The following is an 18,083-nucleotide window of genomic DNA, read 5'->3' as shown; positions in this document are numbered from 1 at the left end:
GCCGTCAGTCGGCTTCGGAGATGTTGGTGCGCAACTTCTCCACAAGGGCCTTCGCGTCCTTGGTCTCCTGCAAGGTGAGACCCGCGGCCTCACCGATGGCGGCCGGAACCACGCGGACGCGTTCACGCAGTTCACTTCCCTGCTCGGTGAGGGAGATCTGCACGGAACGCTCGTCGTCCACCTGGCGCTCACGGCGGATCAGGCCGTGGGCCTGGAGACGCTTCAGCAGCGGTGTCAGAGTGCCGTAGTCGAGGTCCAGGAGCGTGCCCAGCCGCTTGATCGGGAGAGCGCCGTGCTGCCACAGCACCAGCATGACCAGGTACTGGGGGTATGTGAGGCCGAACTGCTCCAGCAACGGGCGGTAGCGATTTGTGAGCGCCCGCTGCGCCGCGTAGAGCGCGAAGCACAACTGGTCCTCGAGAAGGAGACTGACTTCGTCCGTCTGGTCAGCTGGACGCTGAGCAGTATCGGTGTCGTTCATCACGACTCCTCTCTGGTGCCGGTTGTCGTGACAAAGGATCCTACCCCACGAGCTCAATTGGCGCAATTCAATTGTGCACTCTTTAAATGGGGTCGAGCTGCTCAAGACCCCCGTTCCGAGCAGGCGCCGGCCACGGACTCAAGCCGCCTTCGCGATGCCGGTCGGCTGCTCCGCCCAAACGGTCTTGCCTTGAGGGGCGTATCGGGTGCCCCATTGTTCGGCGAGGCTCGCGACGATGAAGAGCCCTCGTCCCGACTCGTCGACGGTGCGGGCATGCTTGACGTGCGGAGCGCTCAGCGCGGAGTCACCGACCTCGCAGGTCAGCATCTGGTCCAGGATCAGGCGGAGTTGCAAGGGGGGAGCGCCGTAGCGGGTCGCATTGCCGACGAGTTCGCTGACGATGAGTTCGTTGGTGTACGCCGTTTCGTCGTCCAGGCCCCAGGCCTCGAGCTGTCGGCGTGCGGCTCTGCGGGCGATCGGTGCGGCTTCGGGGCCCGTCGGCAGGCCGCAGGTCATCACCCGCTCACCGGGCAGCATCTTGGTACGGGCGAGCAGCAGCAGGGTCTCCCCGGCGCGGCCGTGCCGCGTGTACGCCTGCTCGATGCCGTCGCGCACGCCTGACAGGGGGCCGCCGAAGGCGTCGTCGAGAAGGGGCCGCAGCGCACCTGTGGGCGCCATGACCTCCTCCGCCAGGGCGGTCGTCCCCATGACCAGCGTGCTTCCCGTGGGCAGGGAGACGGTGGTCGCGGGGAAGGGAGCGGCGTCCACGGCGGCCAGTGGTGGGCCCGGAGGGACGGGGAGGGTGGACGAGGTGCCGTCGGGGAGGATCACGACGGGTTGGGGCAGGCCGGCACGGGCGATGGTGCAGGTGAGATCGACCGGGTCGTAGATCGCGATGGCGCAGTCGGCGGTGAGCGGCTCATGCACGAGGGGGTCCATGGGCGGCAGCGCGGCGCGTGCGGCGACGAGGCGGGCCGTGGTGTCGCTGAGTCGGGCCAGGAGTTCGTCGGGCTGCAGGTCCAGGGCAGCGAGCGTGTGAATGGCCGTCCTGAGCAGTCCCATCGTGATGGCTGCCGGGACGCCTTCTCCCGCCACGTCGCCGACGACGAGGGCGGTCCGCGCGCCGGGGAGCGCGATCGCGTCGGACCATGCGCCACCGCCTTCTTCGCCGGGAACGTGCAGGGAGGCGAGCTCCACGGTGGGCCGGTCGGGAAGTTCTCCGGGAAGGATCTTGCGCTGAACGCTGGACGTGATGATCCATTCGCGCATGTACAGGCGTGCCCTGTCGATGCAGGGTGCCGCATGGGCGCACACAGCGGACGCCACGGCGAGGTCGTCGTGCGCGAAGCGGTCTTCAGGATCGTCGCGGCAGAAGGTGACCATGCCGAGAATCCGGTCGTCCATCACCAGCGGCGCGACGATGAGCGATCGCGCCTCGGTCTTCTCGATGAGGGAGGCCCGCACCGGGTCACCGGCAAGCCACGCGCAGTCGGTGTCGACCTGCAGGAGGCGGGGCTGAAGGTCCGAGAGAACGTGTGAGAACGGAGTATCGGCCGGCAGCGGGTGCACTGCTCCGACCTGGGACACAGGCCGGAGCCCGTGCATGGCCGCCTGGCGCAGCAGCACGCCGGGTCCGACCGGCACCTTGGGAGGGGCTTCGCCGCGGACCGCACTGTCCACCATCTCGACGACTGCGGTGTCCGCGAAGCCGGGCACCACGGCCTCGGCGAGTTCCTGGCAGACATCGCCCACATTCAACCGGTGCCCCATGGCGGTGCGCACATTTTCCAGGAGCGCCTGGGATCGGAGTGCTCGTTCCCGTTCGGTGACGTCGACAGCCAGTGTCACCAGTCCGAGAACCGTGTCGCCCGAGTCTTCGAGGCGCAGGAAGGAGACGGAGAGGACGCGGCGGCCGAGTCGGGCTGACCTTTCGGCACCGCGCACGAGCCGGTTCACCACCGGCACACCGGTTTCGAGGACTCCGCGCGCCACCGCGGCCTCCTCCTCAGGCGCGGCGAAACCGCACACCTCACTGAAGGGCACCCCCAGCGGCTGCCCGGCGGGCGGATCACGTCGCAGTCCTGCCCCGCGGCCGGCGCGCACCATGCGCAACTGATCGTCGAAAACCCGGAGCTCCGCGGGGGGATGCGCGAAGAGCGCCCGCATCACTGCCGCGTCCAGTGTCGTCGCACCGTCCCCTGCCGCGAGCACCCGCCACACCATGGAATCGCCCTGGAGAGTCGGCTGGACCAGCAGGGCCTCCGCGTCGGGGCGTCCTTCGCGAGGCCGTCCGTCTTCGGCGCGGAGCTTGCGCATGAGTGCTTTCGCGGACTGGCCGACCGCTTCAGCGGCGGACCAACCGAACAGTTCTTCCGCGGGCTGCTCCCACGCGGCCACCCGACCATCCTCATCGATGAGCAGAAGCACGTTGTCGCGGGTCATGTGAAAGCACCTCCGTACCGATCGCGAGTCCACCCGCCCGACACTCGCGAGATCGGCCGAGTCCGCCTCTACCAGGGCTTTCACCCAGCACTCTAGTTGCTGAGCCGCCCTCACGAAGGGGCGAGAGACCTCGGCGGGAGCCGACTGGAGGCGGTGCGGCCCGGTTATGCCGGATGATCTGGATGCCTTCGTCACACTTTCCTTTGCCACGATTACCTTGTGCACGAGCAAAACGCGACGTAGGTTTCCTGTCATGGATCGACCCCAGGGCCGACCAACCCCCACCCCGGACAAGTGCCATCTCGGCCTCCGGGACTGCGAACGCCGCTCAGCCGGCCACGGCCGCAGACAACCAAGCCGACCCGGTCGGCGCCCCCCACACCAGAAATCAAGGACACCCCCCATGAACCTGAAGCTGGAAATGATCGTGCTGCCCGTCTCCGACGTGGACCGGGCCAAGGCCTTCTACGAGCAGCTCGGCTTCCGCCTGGACGTCGACTACACCGCCACCGACGACTTCCGCGCCGTCCACTTCACGCCGCCCGGCTCCGAGTGCTCGATCCTCCTCGGCGAGGGAATGACCACCGCCACCCCCGGCACGACCCAGGGCCTGTACCTGATCGTGTCCGACATCGCCGAGGCCCACGCCGAGCTCACCGCCCGGGGCATCGAGGTCAGCGACGTCTTCCACGACGCCGGCGGACTCCTCCACCACGGCCACGATGCCGGTGACGTCACCCACGACGGTGAGGGCCAGCAGCGCCTGTCCGGCCTGCACCCCGAACGCGCCTCCTACGGCTGCTACCTGACCTTCAGCGACCCCGACGGCAACGGCTGGGTCCTCCAGGAGGTCAAGACCCGCCTCCCCGGACGCTGACCACCCGACCGGCAGCTCGACAGCACACCCCAGGCAACAAGCACTGACGAACGGAACCATGATGAACGAGACCACCCGTACCTACGATGTGATCGTCATCGGCGCAGGGCCGGTCGGCGAGAACGTGGCCGAACGCACCCGTGCGGCGGGGCTCAGCACCGTGATCGTGGAGCGTGAACTCCTCGGCGGCGAATGCTCGTTCTGGGCCTGCGACCCCAGCAAGGCTCTGCTGCGTCCCGTCGTCGCGCGTGCCGACGCCCGCCGCGTACCCGGGCTGAGCCATGCCGTCGCCGGACCGCTGGACGTGGAGGCCGTCCTCGCCCACCGCGACAAGATGTCCTCCTACTGGAAGGACGACGACCAGGTCGACTGGCTGGACTCGGTGTCGGTCGATCTCGTGCGCGGCCACGGCCGGTTGGACGGGCCGCGCAAGGTCAGCGTGCAGACACCCGAAGGCGACACGGTCAGGCTCACGGCGCGGTACGCGGTGGCCGTCTCCACGGGGACCAGCGCGGCCCTTCCCGGCATTCCCGGGCTCGAGAACGTGCGGCCCTGGACGAGCCGGGAAGCGACCAGTTCCGACCGTGTGCCCGCCCGTCTGGTCGTGGTCGGCGGCGGTGTGGTGGCCGTGGAGATGGCCACCGTCTGGCAGGCGCTCGGTTCCCAGGTGACCATGCTGGTTCTCGAGGACGGGCTGCTGCAGCGGATGGAGCCGTTCGCCGGTGAACTCGTCACCGACGGGCTGCGTGAAGCCGGCGTCGACATCCGGTTCGGGACGTCCGCCGCTTCGGTAGGACGTGAGAACGGCGAGGTGCGCGTCTCCCTCACGGACGGCGGCGAACTGGTCGCCGACGAGATCCTCTTGGCGACCGGACGAGCACCACGGACCTGGGACCTGGGTCTGGAGACCATCGGCCTCACCCCGGGCGACTGGCTGAAGGTGGACGACACCTTCCGAGTGACCGACGTCGCCGACGGCTGGTTCTACGCCGTCGGCGACGTCAACCAACGAGCCCTGCTGACCCATCAGGGCAAGTACCAGGCCCGCATCGCCGGCACCGTCATCGGCGCCCGGGCCAAGGGGGAACAGGTCGACGACGCCCCCTGGGGCACCCATGTCGCGACAGCCGACAGGACCGCTGTGCCCCAGGTCGTCTTCACCCACCCCGAAGTCGCCTCCGTCGGCCTCACCACACGTGAGGCCGAACAGAGCGGCCGCCGGATCAAGGTCGTGGACTACGACCTCTCCCACGTCGCGGGCGCGCATCAGTACGCCGACGGCTACCGCGGCCAGGCGCGCATGCTCATCGACCTCGACCGCGACACCGTCGCCGGCGTCACCTTCGCCGGGCCCGGAGTCGGAGAGCTCCTGCACTCGGCCACCATCGCCGTCGCGGGCGAAGTTCCGATCGACCGGCTCTGGCACGCCGTCCCGGCCTTCCCCACGATCAGCGAGGTCTGGCTGAGGCTGCTGGAGACCCACCGCGGCTGACAGAGGGTACGTCGACGTCGCGACACTCGCCCCATCCCCACGAGCAAGAATCCAAGGAAGATCAAGATGCCTGTCACCCCTGACAACACATCGATCCGGCCGTTCACCTTCGAGGTCACCGACGCGGAGCTGGAGGACCTGCGTTCGCGCATCAAGGCGGCGCGATATCCGGAGAAGGAGACCGTTGCGGATCAGTCCCAGGGCACACAGCTGGCGACCATCCAGGAACTGGCCCGGTACTGGGCCGAGGAGTACGACTGGCGCAAGGTCGAGGCGAAGCTGAAGTCGGTGCCGAACTTCATCACCGAGATCGACGGCCTGGACATCCACTTCCTCCACGTCCGCTCCAAGCACGAGAACGCCATACCCGTGATCATCACGCACGGCTGGCCCGGCTCGGTCGTCGAGCAACTCAAGCTCATCGAACCGCTCACCGACCCCACCGCCCACGGCGGCAGGGCCGAGGACGCCTTCCACGTCGTCATCCCGTCCATGCCCGGCTACGGATTCTCCGGCAAGCCGACCTCCAAGGGCTGGAGCCCGGAGCGCATCGCCCGCGCCTGGGCCGAGCTGATGAGGCGTCTGGGCTACACCAAGTACGTCGCCCAGGGCGGCGACTGGGGTGCCGTCGTGACCGACCTGCTGGGCGTGCACGAGCCCGAGGGACTGCTCGGCATCCACACCAACATGCCCGGCATCTTCCCCCCGGCCATCGAGCAGGCCATCGCCGTCGGCAACCCGCTGCCCGCCGGGACCGTCCTCGCCGACGACGAGGAGAAGGCGGCCGTCGAGCAGCTCGACTTCGTCTACCGGCACGTCTACTACGCCTACATGATGGCCTCGCGTCCGCAGTCGCTGACCGGCCTGGCGGACTCCCCCGTCGGCCTGGCGGCCTTCCTCCTGGACCACGACGCGGCCAGCCTGGCCATGATCACGCGTGCCTTCGACGGCGTGCCCGAGGGCCTGTCCCGCGACGACGTCCTGGACAACATCACCCTGTTCTGGCTGACCAACACGGCGATCTCCGCCGCCCGCCTCTACGCCGAGAACACCACCCCGTTCTTCGGCGCCAAGGGCGTCAAGCTCCCCGTCGCCGTCAGCGTCTTCCCCGACGAGCTCTACGCGACCCCCAAGAGCTGGGCGGAGCAGGCCTACCCGAACCTCGTCCACTACAACAAGCTCCCCAAGGGCGGCCACTTCGCCGCCTGGGAGCAGCCGGAACTCCTCGTGCAGGAGATCCGCGACGGGTTCCGCAGCCTGCGGTGACCCCATCGATCGAGGGCCGACACAGGGCCTGACGCGGACAGGGCGGCTGCATGGCTCCGGCGTGAACCGTTCAGCCGCCCCTCTCCTTGCACCCGTCCGCCACACCTGTGTATCGGGGGTCTGCCACTACCGCCGACGCGGTCTGGCTGCCTCGCGGAGCCGGACTCGTGGCGTGTCGCTCAAGAAATGTGACACCTCGCGCGCCTCGATCGCCGACGCCGGGGTTGTGTCTATCGTTGCGCTGCCGGGCCTTCGCGAGGGTCGGCGAAGACACAGGAGCAGCCATGAACGACACCTCTCGCACCTACGACGTCGTCGTGATCGGGGCAGGCCCCGTCGGCGAGAACGTCGCCGACAGGACCCGGGCCGCAGGGCTCAGTACGGTCATCGTCGAGAAGGAGTTGCTCGGCGGCGAGTGTTCGTTCTGGGCATGCGAGCCGAGCAAGGCGCTGCTCCGGCCGGTACTGGCACGCGCGGATGCCCGCCGTGTGCCGGGGCTGAAGAACGCGGTCGGCGGACCACTGGACGTGCCCGCCGTCTTCGCACACCGCGACGACATGGTCAACCACTGGCATGACGAAGACCAGGTCGAGTGGCTGAACTCCGTCTCCGTCGACCTCGTGCGGGGCCACGGCCGCCTCGACGGGCCGCGTCAGGTGGTGGTGACCACCCCTGAGGGCGGGACGGTCCGGCTCGACGCCCGTCACGCGGTTGCCGTGTGCACGGGTACGCGTACCGCGCTGCCGGACCTTCCCCATCTGGACGACATCCGTCACTGGACCAACCGCGAGGCGACGGGCGCCGATGCCGTCCCCCGTCGTCTGGCCGTCGTCGGCGGAGGGGTCGTGGCCGTCGAAATGGCCACCGCCTGGCGTGCGCTCGGTTCCGAGGTGACGATGCTGGTCCGTGGCGACTGCCTGCTGACGCGGATGGAACCCTTCGCCGGCGAGATGGTCGCGGAGACCTTGCGCGAGGACGGCGTCGACCTGCGTTTCGGGGTCTCCGTCACGTCCGTCGCACGCGAGGAAGGACCCGACGGCGCGGTGCGCATCGGGCTGTCGGACGGCGGGCAACTGGACGTGGACGAGATCCTGTTCGCCACCGGCCGGACACCGCAGACCGACGACATCGGCCTGGAGACCGTCGGACTGACTCCCGGCGGATGGCTGAGCGTCGACGACACCTTCCGCGTCACCGCCCTCGAGGACGGCTGGCTCTATGCGGTCGGCGATGTCAACCATCGAGCCCTGATGACCCATCAAGGCAAGTACCAGGCGCGCATCGCCGGACCCGTGATCGGCGCGCGCGCCCACGGCGAACCGGTCGACACCCAAAGGTGGGGTCCGCACATCGCGACCGCGGACAGCGCCGCCGTACCCCAAGTGGTCTTCACCGACCCGGAGGTCGCGTCCGTCGGCCTGACCGCACGCGAGGCGGAGAACGCCGGAACGCGCGTCAAGGTGGTGGACCACGACTTCCGCGGCGTGGCCGGGGCACACCAGTACGCGGAGGGGTATCGGGGCAAGGCCCGCATGGTGATCGACCTGGACCGGGGCACGGTCGTCGGGGTCACTTTCGTCGGTCCGGGCATCGCCGAACTGCTGTATTCGGCAACCGTCGTGGTGGCCGGCGAGGTCCCCGTCGAGCGGCTGTGGCACGCCGTCCCCGCATTTCCGACGATCAGCGAGGTGTGGCTGAGGCTGCTCGAAGCCCATCGGGGCTGAACTGCGAGTTCTGTCAGCGGCCGGGGAGCCGCTCCTTGACCTCCTGCAACAGCCACCCGTTGCCGTCCGGGTCGCTGAACGAGGCGTAGGTGGCGTAGCTCCGCCCGTCCGGTGCGGGACCGTCCACACGTACCTGCGCACCCGTGTCGTAGGTGTTGTGGTAGGCCTCGCTCACGTCCACACCTCTTCCGAGGAGGTCGGCGCGGGCCTGCTCGATGTCCTGGACCACCAGGTAGAGACCGTGGGCGGAGCCCGGTGCCGCCGGGGTGACACCCCTGCCGAAGTGGATCGAGCATTCCGATCCGGGCGGCGTCAGCTGCACGATCCTGAACTCCGGCCCGGCTTCGTAGTCCGCGTCGAGTCGCCAGCCCAGCCCTTGATAGAAGCGCAGGGCTCGGTCGACGTCAGCGACCGGGAGGGCCGCGACCTCGAACTTCATCGTCGTCGCGGGCGTTTCGGCATCGCTCGCCGCGGCTTCCTGCCCGGCCTGTGAGGTACTCATCCCCGCCTCCTCGCCACGTGTCCGCTCAGGGCGTGGCCCGCGGGCGGCCGTGCTGAGGCAGCACACCCGAATCCTGTCCGGGCCGCCCGCACTGCCTGTATGACAATTCTGACTTAGCCGCCATGAAAGTTCAGCCGGAGACGTCCGGCCCCCGCCGTCGGAATCAGCCCGCCTATCGATCGAGGGCGGACACCCAGGCGATGCGTTCCGTGACAGTCCGTGACGTCACATCGCAGAACATCCGGTCGGCAGTGCGAGCCAGGTCGCGCCGGCAAGCCGATCTGGTGGTGGGAACAGGGCCATACATCCAGAATTGAGATCAAAGAGGCAATGAGCTCATGACCCTGCGCCGCAAGGTCACTGTCTCGTCGACGGAAGGTGGGCGGGCATGCGGCACTACGATCTCGTCATCCTGGGGACGGGCAGCGGCAACATGCTGCTGAACGAAGAATTCGATCACCTTCGCACCGCGATCGTGGAGCCGGACCGCTTCGGCGGCACCTGTCTCAACCGCGGCTGCATACCCAGCAAGATGTTCGTCATCACCGCCGACGCGGTCGAGGACGCACACGCCGCGACACGTCTGGGAGTCCACGCGAGTGTCGAGCCGGTCAATTGGAAAGCCATCCGCGACCGGGTCTTCGACCACATCGACCCACTGCACGAAAGCGCCGTCGACTACCGCAGGAAGAAGGGAATCGACGTCTACACCGAGCCGGGACGCTTCGTCGCGCCGAAGGTGCTGCAGGTGGGAGACGAGCAGATGACCGCGGACACCTTCGTCGTCGCAGTCGGGTCGCGTCCCGTCATACCCGATACCCCCGGCCTCGACACCGTGGCCTACCACACCTCCGACACCATCATGCGGATCGACGAGGTGCCGCCGTCCATGGTGGTGCTCGGCGGTGGTTTCATCGCAGCGGAGTTCAGCCACGTGTTCAGCGCTTTCGGGACGGACGTCACGATCCTGCAGCGCGGGCCACGCCTGCTGATGGCGGAGGACGAACAGGTGTCGACCCGCTTCACCGAGCTGGCGTCCCGGCGTCACCGTGTGCTGGTGAACGCGAAGGCCACGTCCGTCGCACCGTCCGAGAGCGGGGTGCAGGTGACAGCGACATGCCCTGACGGCACGCATACCATCGAGGCCGCCATGCTGCTGGTCTGCGTCGGCCGAAGGCCGAACACCGATCGACTGGACGCCGCTGCCGGCGGGCTCGAACTCGACGAGCACGGTCACATCGTCACGGACAGCACCTACCGCACCTCGGTGGAAGGGGTCTGGGGACTCGGCGACGCGGTGAACCACTTTCAGCTCAAACACATGGCGAATGCAGAGTCGCGAGTCGTGCAACACAACATCCTCCATCCCGAGGACCTCCGCACGCTCTCCAACGAGCTCGCTCCGCACGCGGTGTTCACCAACCCGCAGATCGCGAGTGTCGGTCTGACAGAGCAGGAAGCGCGTCGCCGCCAGCAGGACTATCGGGTGAGCGTCCGCGACTACTCGGCGACCGCATACGGCTGGGCGCTGGAGGACACCACCAGCTTCGCCAAAGTCCTGGCGAATCCTGTCGATCGCACGATCCTCGGTGCACACATCATCGGCCCTCAGGCCGCCACGCTCATCCAGCCGCTGCTCCAGGCGATGATGCTGGGATCGACGGTGGACCAGGTCGCCCGGGACGTGCTCTACATCCACCCCGCTCTGACCGAAGTGGTCGAACAGGCCTTGCTGGACCTGTAGTCGACCACACACCGGCAGCCGGCGAGCCGTCCGCGAGCGACGACCGGGCCGTCGTGGCCGCAGGACTGCGCCGGGGCGACACACATGCCTGCGGCCACCGCCGGCGGTGCCGATCACTTCGATGCCGGCAGCGGTGCGGAGGGGATAGCCTCTGGCCATGCCGAGCTTCGAGATCACACCGATAGGTACGGTCCGGAACGACAGGACGGACGTCCAGCACACCGACCACTGGGGTGCCGTCCGCAGCACGATCACCATCGACGAGCGCTTCGGCGACGCCTGCCTCCAGGGACTGGAGGGCTTCTCCCACGTGGAAGTCCTCTTCGTCTTCGACCAGTTCGAGGAACGCGACGACTACCGCGAACCCCGCCCCTACCGAGGTCGCTCCGACCTCCCGCCCGTCGGCGTCTTCGCCGGCCGCGGCCCCCGCAGGCCGAACCGCATCGGCGTGACGTCCTGCGCCATCGAATCCGTCCGCGGCCGCGAACTGACGGTGGTGGGCCTCGACGCGGTCTCGGGCACTCCGGTCATCGACCTGAAGCCGACGATGGAGGAGTTCCGCCCCGTGGACATCAAGCAGCCGGAATGGGTCAGCGACCTGATGTCGGAGTACTTCCAGCCGTAGGACGTGCCGACGAAGTGGTACGTGTCGCCCGGCCACCCGGGAAGCATGTGCGCACCGGGCGGCAGGTCTGGCGCGAGCCCCGGCACGCGATGACGGACGCCTTCACCGCCGCCGGTTCGTCTTTCCGTCATCAGTGAGCCGCAGCCCGACCCGGCGGCCCGTGAACTGTTCCCCGACGGCTTCCACGGCCTCTCGGCGAGGACCACGTTCCTGTTCTTCGCCGTCGAGGTACCGCCGTCGGCCGACGGCACGGACGGCCGGCCGGTCGCCGACCGCGACGGTGCCGTGGTGCGATGCGCCGGAGATTTCTACTTGCAAATCGCAAGTAACACTGTCAAGGTGGACGCCGCCACTTGCGCATCACAAGTGTCGAGTGAGAGAGCCATGACTGCCCGCACAGCGCGGTCGCCCGGCGGGCTGCCGCAAGGGGCCGGCCCACGGGGAGGAGTGCCTGTCACTGAGCGGGAGTGCCCCCGCAAGCGATCAGGTCTGTCGGCGGTCATAGAGTCCAACATGGGACGCCGGTCTTCCATGCCGCACGTCCGGCCAAGGATGGGAGAAAGACGCGATGTTGAAGGCGGTGGGCATCTCGGCCCACGAAGCCGACGTGTACCGCACCCTTGTCACCACCGTCACGGCATCGGCGGAGGAGATATCGGCGACGACGGGCGCCGACTGCGCCGTGGTGCAACGGCTTCTCGCGGCACTGGCCGAGAAGGGGCTCGCGCGGGCGGTGGAGGGCCGGCCGGGCCGGTTCGCGGCCAACCCTCCCGAACCCGCCCTGCTGCCGCGGCTCGAGCGCCGCACCAACGACCTCGAAAAGGCACGCCTCGCCGTCACCGACCTGACGGAGACCTACCGCCGCCACGCCTGGGCCCGAGGCCCGGTCGAGATGATCGAGACGATCACCGGTGCCGAAGCGCTGCGCCAGCGGCTGCGCCAGCTCCAGGAAGGCGCCCGCGACGAGCTGCTGTGGTTCTGCAAGGCGCAGTACGTGGCGATGCCGTCGGGGACGAACCAGGCCGAGTTCGAGGCCCTGGCCCGCGGCATCAGGTACCAAGTCCTGTACGAGCAGGCATTCTTCAACGATCCCGACGCCGTTGACAACGTAGTCAGAGCCGTCCGTGTCGGAGAGGAGGCACGTGCCGTTCCTGCGCTGCCGCTCCGGATGGCGATCGCGGACCGCACCGTGGCCATCTGCCCTCTGGCACCGGCCGGCTCCGTCGCGGACCCCGACGATGTCACGGCCCTGGTGATCCGCGGCAGCAGTCTGCTGGATGCGCTCATCGCCCTCTTCGAGCGCTACTGGGAGGCAGGGACCCCGCTGCGGGTGACGTCGGAGGGCCGGATCGGCGAAGCCGGGGAGGCGGCGCCCGACTCTGCCTCGCCGGCGCCGGAGGACCGGCATGTGCTGTCCCTGATGATCGCCGGCTTCACCGACGAATCGATCGCCACACGCCTCGGTGTCAGCAAGCGGACCGTTCAGCGACGTATCCAGAGCCTGCTGAACCTCGCCGGGGTCGCGACCCGGATACAACTCGGCTGGCATGCCGCCCGCCGTGACTGGCTCTGACCCCCGGCCGGCGGGGCGAGCCCGAGAGGGTGCGGTCGGCGCCCCACGCCGACCGCACCGTCCAGGCGGTGCCGTGATGCCTCCCCACAAGGCGATCACGTCACCCACACCGCCCGGAGCCCTCGGCTACTTCACGCCGAACGCGCGAACCACCGTCTGCTCCACCTTGTTGCCCGCGCCGTCCCAGGCCTCGGCGCGCAGGGACACGAAGCCGGAGCGGGAGGTCAGGCCGCGGCCGAGACGCACCTCGTAGGTGCCGTCGCGGTGGACCGAGGCCGGGACGGAGGTCCAGTGCCGGCCGTCGTCGGTCGACGCCCAGACCCGCATGCCCTTGACGTGCGCGCCGGTCCAGCCGTCCTGGTGGCGAGCCGTCACCCGCAATGTCGTCGACGACGAACGCTTCACCTGGTTGCGGGTGTCGACCGGGACGTCGTAGTCGAGGAGCAGCAAGGGCAGCAGTTGCTCCTGACCCGACGCCGGCGGTGCGGACCGGAACGACCAGGAGGTGTCGGTCCTCGTCGAGAAGGTCCAGGCGGGCGAGTCGCGGAAGGTCTCCAGCTGCAGCCGGTAGAGACCCTCCCCCTGTCCGGCCGGGAAGTCGCCCCACGGTCGGGCCTGGTCGGCCACCTGCGTGCCGTCGCGGTAGAGGCGCGTACGCACCTGATCGGTCTCGTCGTCACCGGCGAAGCCGTAGTGGTGGCTCTCACCGTCGCTCATCTCCGCGAGCCGCAGAGCGATGGTGTCGCCCTGGCGCACCGAGCGGAATCCGGGGTTGCCGGTCGGGGCGGTCGGGCGGACGACCGATCCGTACCAGTTCTCGCGCAGGTGCTGGCCGGCCGCGTACTGGTGCAGGCCGCCCGTCATTCCTCCGCCGACCGAGCCTTCGGTGTCCCACGGCGGCTTGTGGGCGATTCTCTCCAGCCACACGGTGTCCCCGGCGCTGATCGTCTCGACCCGGGTCAAGGGCAGCTTCACGTAGGACCGGTTGTCCATCGCGAACGACGTGTCCTGCCAGGGGCGCCACGCGAACCGTTGTTCGATCGTCCAGGCCTCGGTTCCGGGCCGGTGGAAGCGGGATTCGACCGTCGCGGTGTCGGACGTCTTCACCGTGTAGGTCAGGCGGTCCGGTACGGCGCCCTTCTCGGCCAGGGTCAGATCGTAGAGGTACGGGCTGGCAGAGGTGCCGGACAGGTCCAGCGTGGCCGACTGGTGCTTCTGCCGCTTCATCCAGGCGAGGAGGTTCTCACCCTGCTGCTGCGGGAGGTGCATGGTGGTGATCGGGTCGCGTTCGCCGGTCGGGTCCCAGCGGGACCACACCGGGAGCGGGAACTCGTTGATGATCACCAATGCCGCGGCCCCGGTCTTGGCCACAGCGGCCATCTGGTCCAGGGACCCGCCGGACGTGTGCATCAGCACCGCCTTGCCCCGCAGGTCTCGGCCCGCCAGTGAGTCGGGCTCGACGTAGACCAGGGGCAGTCGGCGTGTGCCGTCGACGGCGGGCGAGTGCCCGAACAGCACAGGGGTGAGTTCCGGGGTGTGCTTGCCCTGGACATGAACCTGAAGTCGTGGAGCCACCATCCGCCAGCGCGAGTAGAACTCGAAGGTTCCCTTCTTGACGGGTGTGGTGGGTGTGGCGGAGACGGTGCGGACGGAGTCGAAGTCGATCGTCGTGGTGGAGATCTTCCGGGTGCCGACGGCCCGGTAGGAGCCGAAGTGGATCATGCCCTGCTGTTCCGACGCCTTGGGCGTGCGGACCTGGATGCGGCGCGCCGTTCTGGCGTCGAGCGTGATCTCCTTGTCGGAATCGAGCTTCAGCTCGGGCCGCAGGACCTCGGTGTAGTGGTAGCCCTTGACTTCGGTCTGATACACCAGGGCCTTGAAGAAGTACGTGTCTTCCGGAAGCGTGACGCGGGCGACTGTGCCGTCGGGCCCGGGCAGGGCGTAGCGCAGCGTGTCGAACCGGTAGTCGGAGCCGTAGAGTTCCAGCGACGGGACCGCTGCGGGGTTGCCTTCACTGTCGACGAAGTGCATCGTCAGCGTGCGCATCGCGCCCCGCACCGTCACGGCGAGAGCGGTGTGCACGGCTGGTGTTCCGTCGTCCGGAGTTGCCGTCACATAGCCCGACCAGCGGCCCCGCTCCAGATCCGCAGCGTGTGCCTTGATGGGGACCTGCACGGTCTCGCCCGGCTCGACGGTGACCGCAGGCGCATCCGTGGTGATCGCGTCGGCCGGCGCCTGTGATCCGTCGGCCTGCGTCATCCGGAGCGACAACGTGAGCCGGACCGGCTTCGCGGAATCGTTCGTGTACGCCGCTGTCCGAGTCGTCGTGCCGCTGTCCGGCCCGAGCACACCGAGGTCCAGTGCCCCGGTGCCGATCACGGTGCGCGCGAAGGCCGCGGCGACGTCCACGCGGCCGCCGCCCTGCTCGTCCACGCTCTGGCCCGCGATCACCTTCGACGAGCCGACCAGCGCGTTCTTGATGTCCTGGGGCTTCCACTTCGGGTGACGCTGCGCGAGGAGAGCTGCCGCGCCGGCGACATGCGGAGTCGCCATCGACGTTCCCGACGCCGAGGTGTAGAGGTCGTTCTCCGGGGTGCCCATCCGGGTGCCCGCGGCGCGCGCGGCAACGATGTCGACACCTGGCGCCGTCAGTTCGGGCTTGACGCTGTCGGTCTCCCCTACGGGGCCGCGGCTGGAGAAGCCGGCCAGGTCGTCGTTGCGGTCGACGGCGCCGACGGTGAGGGCGCTCGGGGCGATGCCGGGCGAGCCGACCGTTCCCAGGCTTGGGCCTTCGTTTCCGGCCGCCACGACGAACAGGGTGCCGGTCTCGTCGGTCAGGTGCTCCACCGCCGTCGCGAGCGGGTCGTCGCCGTCGGCCGCGGGGCCACCGAGGCTCATGTTGACGACTCGGGCGCCCGAGTGGGCGGCCCACTCCATGCCGGCCAGGACGTTGGAGTACGCGCCGGAGCCGGAGTCGTCCAGCACCTTGCCGATCAGCAGTTCGGCGTCGGGTGCGACGCCCTTGCGGGTGCCGTTCGCCGCCGCGCCCGAGCCCGCGATGGTCGCCGCCACATGGGTGCCGTGGCCGACGGCGTCGCGGGTGCTGTCGCTCGTGCTGAAGTTGTGTGTCTCGCCGACGCGTCCGGCGAGATCGGGGTGGGTGGCATCGACGCCCGTGTCCAGCACGGCGACCTTGACGCCCTTGCCTGTGACCCCGGTCTTCCAGACTTCCGGGGCGCCGATCTGCGGCACGCTGTGGTCCAGCGACACCCGTACCTTGCGGTCGAGCCAGATCTTGTCCAGGCCGCCGGCGAGACGGGAGGCGGAGGGGCGCTTCCGCGCCTCCCCGCGGTCGCTCGCGCTCGCACCGCGGGAGGTCTTGTCCGCCGTCCCTGTGACGGTGTCCCAGAACGTGTTCAGGTCGCCCTTGCCGGCGGCGACCGCCACACCGTCGATGCTGTCGAGCACCCGTCGGCGCTCCGCACCCGCGGGCGCCTTCTGTGCCGAGAGGCGGGTCGACGAGCCGTACCGCAGGAGCAGCGGCAGCTTCTTGGCGTGGGAGTCGTCGTATCCCTGCGCGATCAGGTCCGTCACGTTGAAGAGCGCCGGGTCCAACTGTCCCGAGGACAGGTAGGGAATGGCGCTGTGAGGTGTGACGTACACCCGACCGTCGACCTCACGTGTGCTGAACCCGCCGCTGTCGCGTTCTGTCGCGGGATGCACGGTCGCCACCTGCCGACCGTCCGCGTACCGGGTCACCGTGACACGGTCTCCCGTGATCAGTGTCACCATGTGCACGGACGGACGCAGGGCGCCCGGAGCACGTTCCGATCCGGGCACGCTCCGGCCGACGCCGGGTGCGGCCGCGCCCATGAGGACCGCCGCGACGGTGGCCACGGCCACCGAGCGGTACTGCGGCGCACGGGCAACACACCGCCACGGTCTGCTAATTGATCTCATGAGGGCACAGCGTGGCGGGAAGCAGGCGGTCGGTCAGCAGCTGGACCTGTCGGACCCGCGCCAAGTCACCTTTGCGCCAGGGGCTCCGAAGGTGCGGGAACCGGCACCGAACCGGTGCCGGTCGGCCCGCACCCTCGAGGCTGTCAGCTCTCGTCGACCGTCAGCTCTCGTCGGCCGTCAGACGCAGCGAGATGCTGTTGATGCAGTAGCGCTGATCGGTCGGGGTGGGAAAGCCCTCTCCCTCGAAGACGTGCCCGAGGTGCGATCCGCAGCGCGCGCACCGCACTTCGGTCTGCACCACGCCGTACGACCGGTCTTCGGCCAGTTCGACCGCGTCGCTGTCCTTCGGGTCGTAGAAGGAGGGCCAGCCACAGCCGGAGTCGAACTTCTCCGCGGAGGTGAAGAGTTCAGCGCCACAAGCCCGACAGGAGTAGACGCCTCTCGTCTTGGTGTCGGTGTACTCGCCGGTGAAGGGCATCTCCGTGGCGGCCCGGCGCAGCACCTTGTACTCGTCGGGAGCCAGCTCGGCACGCCACTGCTCGTCCGGCTTTTCGACGTCATACGACATGAAGCTCAACCTCATCACATTCGGTAGCGAGAAACGGAGGGGAAAAGGAATTCACCTCGCGGCAAATGGCTCTGCAGGGATTCCGTCGAATGATCCGCTGCAGGCTCGCGGCTGAGCCGGGGACGGCGCCTTTTCACGCACGTATGTCCTTGAACCGTGACGCGACCTGCGGTGTTCCCGCCGTCTCGCCGTCATGACGTGTGCTGAATCACACCCGCCGACCTCGGCGACCTGCTTTCCGCGCGAAAGGGAGAATCGGCTCGGTGGAAGAGAAATCCTGCCCGGAGAACCCCACCGGGACGGGACCGCATGGACGCGGCACGAAAGGCCGGCAGTGGCTCGGCACTCACCCGCCGGGTCGGCGGCGCGGCTCCGGCCGCGGGGGTCGGTCCGGCTTGTCGTTCAGCAGGTCGGCGAGATGGGCACCGAAGTGCTTCTCCAGGTCTCCCTCACGCTGCAGGCCTCGCTTGAAGAGAGCGGCGACCCGCTGCTGCGTCTCGGGCCAATTCAGTGAGGCGGCAAACGTGTTGCGGCCGTCGAGGAGAGTGTCGACGGCGGGGAGCGAGACCTGGTTGACGAGACGTTTCGCGGCCTCGATCGGGCGCCGGTCGAAGGAGGCCATGCGGCGGGCGAGGGTGTCGACGAATCCGTCCAGCTCGGGGCAGTGTCCGACGCGTTCGGGTTGCCCCGAGGGGCCGTGCGCGCCCCGCCCGCTTCCGGACCTTCAGGGTCCCACCGGTCGAGCACCCCTGTTCTCCTGCGGCGCCCTGCCGGTACCTCGTACCCCAGGGGGCGTCTTCGCGGCCGCGGTCGCCGAAGGCGGGCCGTG

General features: G+C 68.8%; 13 protein-coding genes and 1 pseudogene. 8 read left to right on the top strand and 6 right to left on the bottom strand.

The genetic code is table 11. From position 1 onward, the window contains the following. Positions 1–4: 4 nt before the first annotated feature. Both ABEB03_RS25525 and ABEB03_RS25520 read right to left on the bottom strand, forming a co-directional pair. Positions 5–481, bottom strand: a complete 477-nt coding sequence (locus tag ABEB03_RS25525) for a MarR family winged helix-turn-helix transcriptional regulator (RefSeq protein WP_345653911.1) — start codon at positions 479–481, stop codon at positions 5–7. A gap of 138 nt (positions 482–619) precedes the next feature. Continuing rightward, the gene (locus ABEB03_RS25520; protein ID WP_345653908.1) at positions 620–2,923 is read right to left on the bottom strand and encodes a SpoIIE family protein phosphatase; all 2,304 of its coding nucleotides are present in this window, start codon (positions 2,921–2,923) and stop codon (positions 620–622) included. 403 nt (positions 2,924–3,326) lie between these two features. Here ABEB03_RS25520 and ABEB03_RS25515 point away from each other — a divergent pair, with 403 nt between their 5' ends. From ABEB03_RS25515 to ABEB03_RS25500, 4 genes are all read left to right on the top strand, one after another. Continuing rightward, on the top strand, positions 3,327–3,800 hold the full coding sequence (locus ABEB03_RS25515; RefSeq protein ID WP_345653905.1) for a VOC family protein: 474 nt from the start codon (positions 3,327–3,329) through the stop codon (positions 3,798–3,800). A 61-nt stretch (positions 3,801–3,861) separates the two neighbouring features. Then, positions 3,862–5,292, top strand: a complete 1,431-nt coding sequence (locus tag ABEB03_RS25510) for a dihydrolipoyl dehydrogenase family protein (RefSeq protein ID WP_345654756.1) — start codon at positions 3,862–3,864, stop codon at positions 5,290–5,292. Between the two features lie 66 nt (positions 5,293–5,358). Continuing rightward, positions 5,359–6,558 carry an epoxide hydrolase family protein gene (locus tag ABEB03_RS25505; RefSeq protein ID WP_345653903.1) on the top strand — a complete coding sequence of 400 codons (1,200 nt, stop codon included), beginning with the start codon at positions 5,359–5,361 and terminating at the stop codon, positions 6,556–6,558. 284 nt (positions 6,559–6,842) lie between these two features. Further along, positions 6,843–8,282, top strand: a complete 1,440-nt coding sequence (locus ABEB03_RS25500; protein ID WP_345653900.1) for a dihydrolipoyl dehydrogenase family protein — start codon at positions 6,843–6,845, stop codon at positions 8,280–8,282. A 13-nt stretch (positions 8,283–8,295) separates the two neighbouring features. On the opposite strand, the gene ABEB03_RS25495 is transcribed toward ABEB03_RS25500, so the two are convergent. Continuing rightward, entirely contained in the window at positions 8,296–8,784 is a 489-nt protein-coding gene (locus tag ABEB03_RS25495; RefSeq protein WP_345653897.1) for a VOC family protein, read from the bottom strand. A gap of 388 nt (positions 8,785–9,172) precedes the next feature. On the opposite strand from ABEB03_RS25495, the gene ABEB03_RS25490 reads away from it, so the two are divergent. The 4 genes and pseudogenes from ABEB03_RS25490 to ABEB03_RS25475 all read left to right on the top strand — a co-directional run bounded on the left by ABEB03_RS25490 (position 9,173) and on the right by ABEB03_RS25475 (position 12,726). Then, entirely contained in the window at positions 9,173–10,528 is a 1,356-nt protein-coding gene (locus ABEB03_RS25490; RefSeq protein WP_345653894.1) for a mycothione reductase, read from the top strand. Positions 10,529–10,685: 157 nt separating this feature from the next. Next, positions 10,686–11,153, top strand: coding sequence for an SAM-dependent methyltransferase (locus tag ABEB03_RS25485; RefSeq protein ID WP_345653891.1), 468 nt, complete (start codon positions 10,686–10,688; stop codon positions 11,151–11,153). Between the two features lie 68 nt (positions 11,154–11,221). After that, positions 11,222–11,402, top strand: a pseudogene (locus ABEB03_RS25480) (SAM-dependent methyltransferase); the annotation flags it as partial. Between the two features lie 319 nt (positions 11,403–11,721). Continuing rightward, entirely contained in the window at positions 11,722–12,726 is a 1,005-nt protein-coding gene (locus ABEB03_RS25475) for a helix-turn-helix domain-containing protein (protein ID WP_345653888.1), read from the top strand. Between the two features lie 126 nt (positions 12,727–12,852). On the opposite strand, the gene ABEB03_RS25470 is transcribed toward ABEB03_RS25475, so the two are convergent. The 3 genes from ABEB03_RS25470 to ABEB03_RS25460 all read right to left on the bottom strand — a co-directional run bounded on the left by ABEB03_RS25470 (position 12,853) and on the right by ABEB03_RS25460 (position 17,876). Beyond that, the gene (locus tag ABEB03_RS25470) at positions 12,853–16,629 is read right to left on the bottom strand and encodes a S8 family peptidase (protein WP_345653886.1); all 3,777 of its coding nucleotides are present in this window, start codon (positions 16,627–16,629) and stop codon (positions 12,853–12,855) included. Between the two features lie 217 nt (positions 16,630–16,846). Continuing rightward, entirely contained in the window at positions 16,847–17,254 is a 408-nt protein-coding gene (gene msrB / locus ABEB03_RS25465) for a peptide-methionine (R)-S-oxide reductase MsrB (protein WP_345653881.1), read from the bottom strand. A gap of 346 nt (positions 17,255–17,600) precedes the next feature. After that, positions 17,601–17,876, bottom strand: a complete 276-nt coding sequence (locus tag ABEB03_RS25460; RefSeq protein WP_345653878.1) for a hypothetical protein — start codon at positions 17,874–17,876, stop codon at positions 17,601–17,603. Positions 17,877–18,083 lie beyond the last annotated feature (207 nt).

The sequence above is a fragment of the Streptomyces siamensis genome (genome assembly GCF_039543605.1).
Taxonomy (GTDB): domain Bacteria; phylum Actinomycetota; class Actinomycetes; order Streptomycetales; family Streptomycetaceae; genus Streptomyces; species Streptomyces siamensis.
The sequence above is the reverse complement of the archived record's forward strand: the minus strand, read 5'-3'. Positions and strand labels throughout refer to the sequence as shown.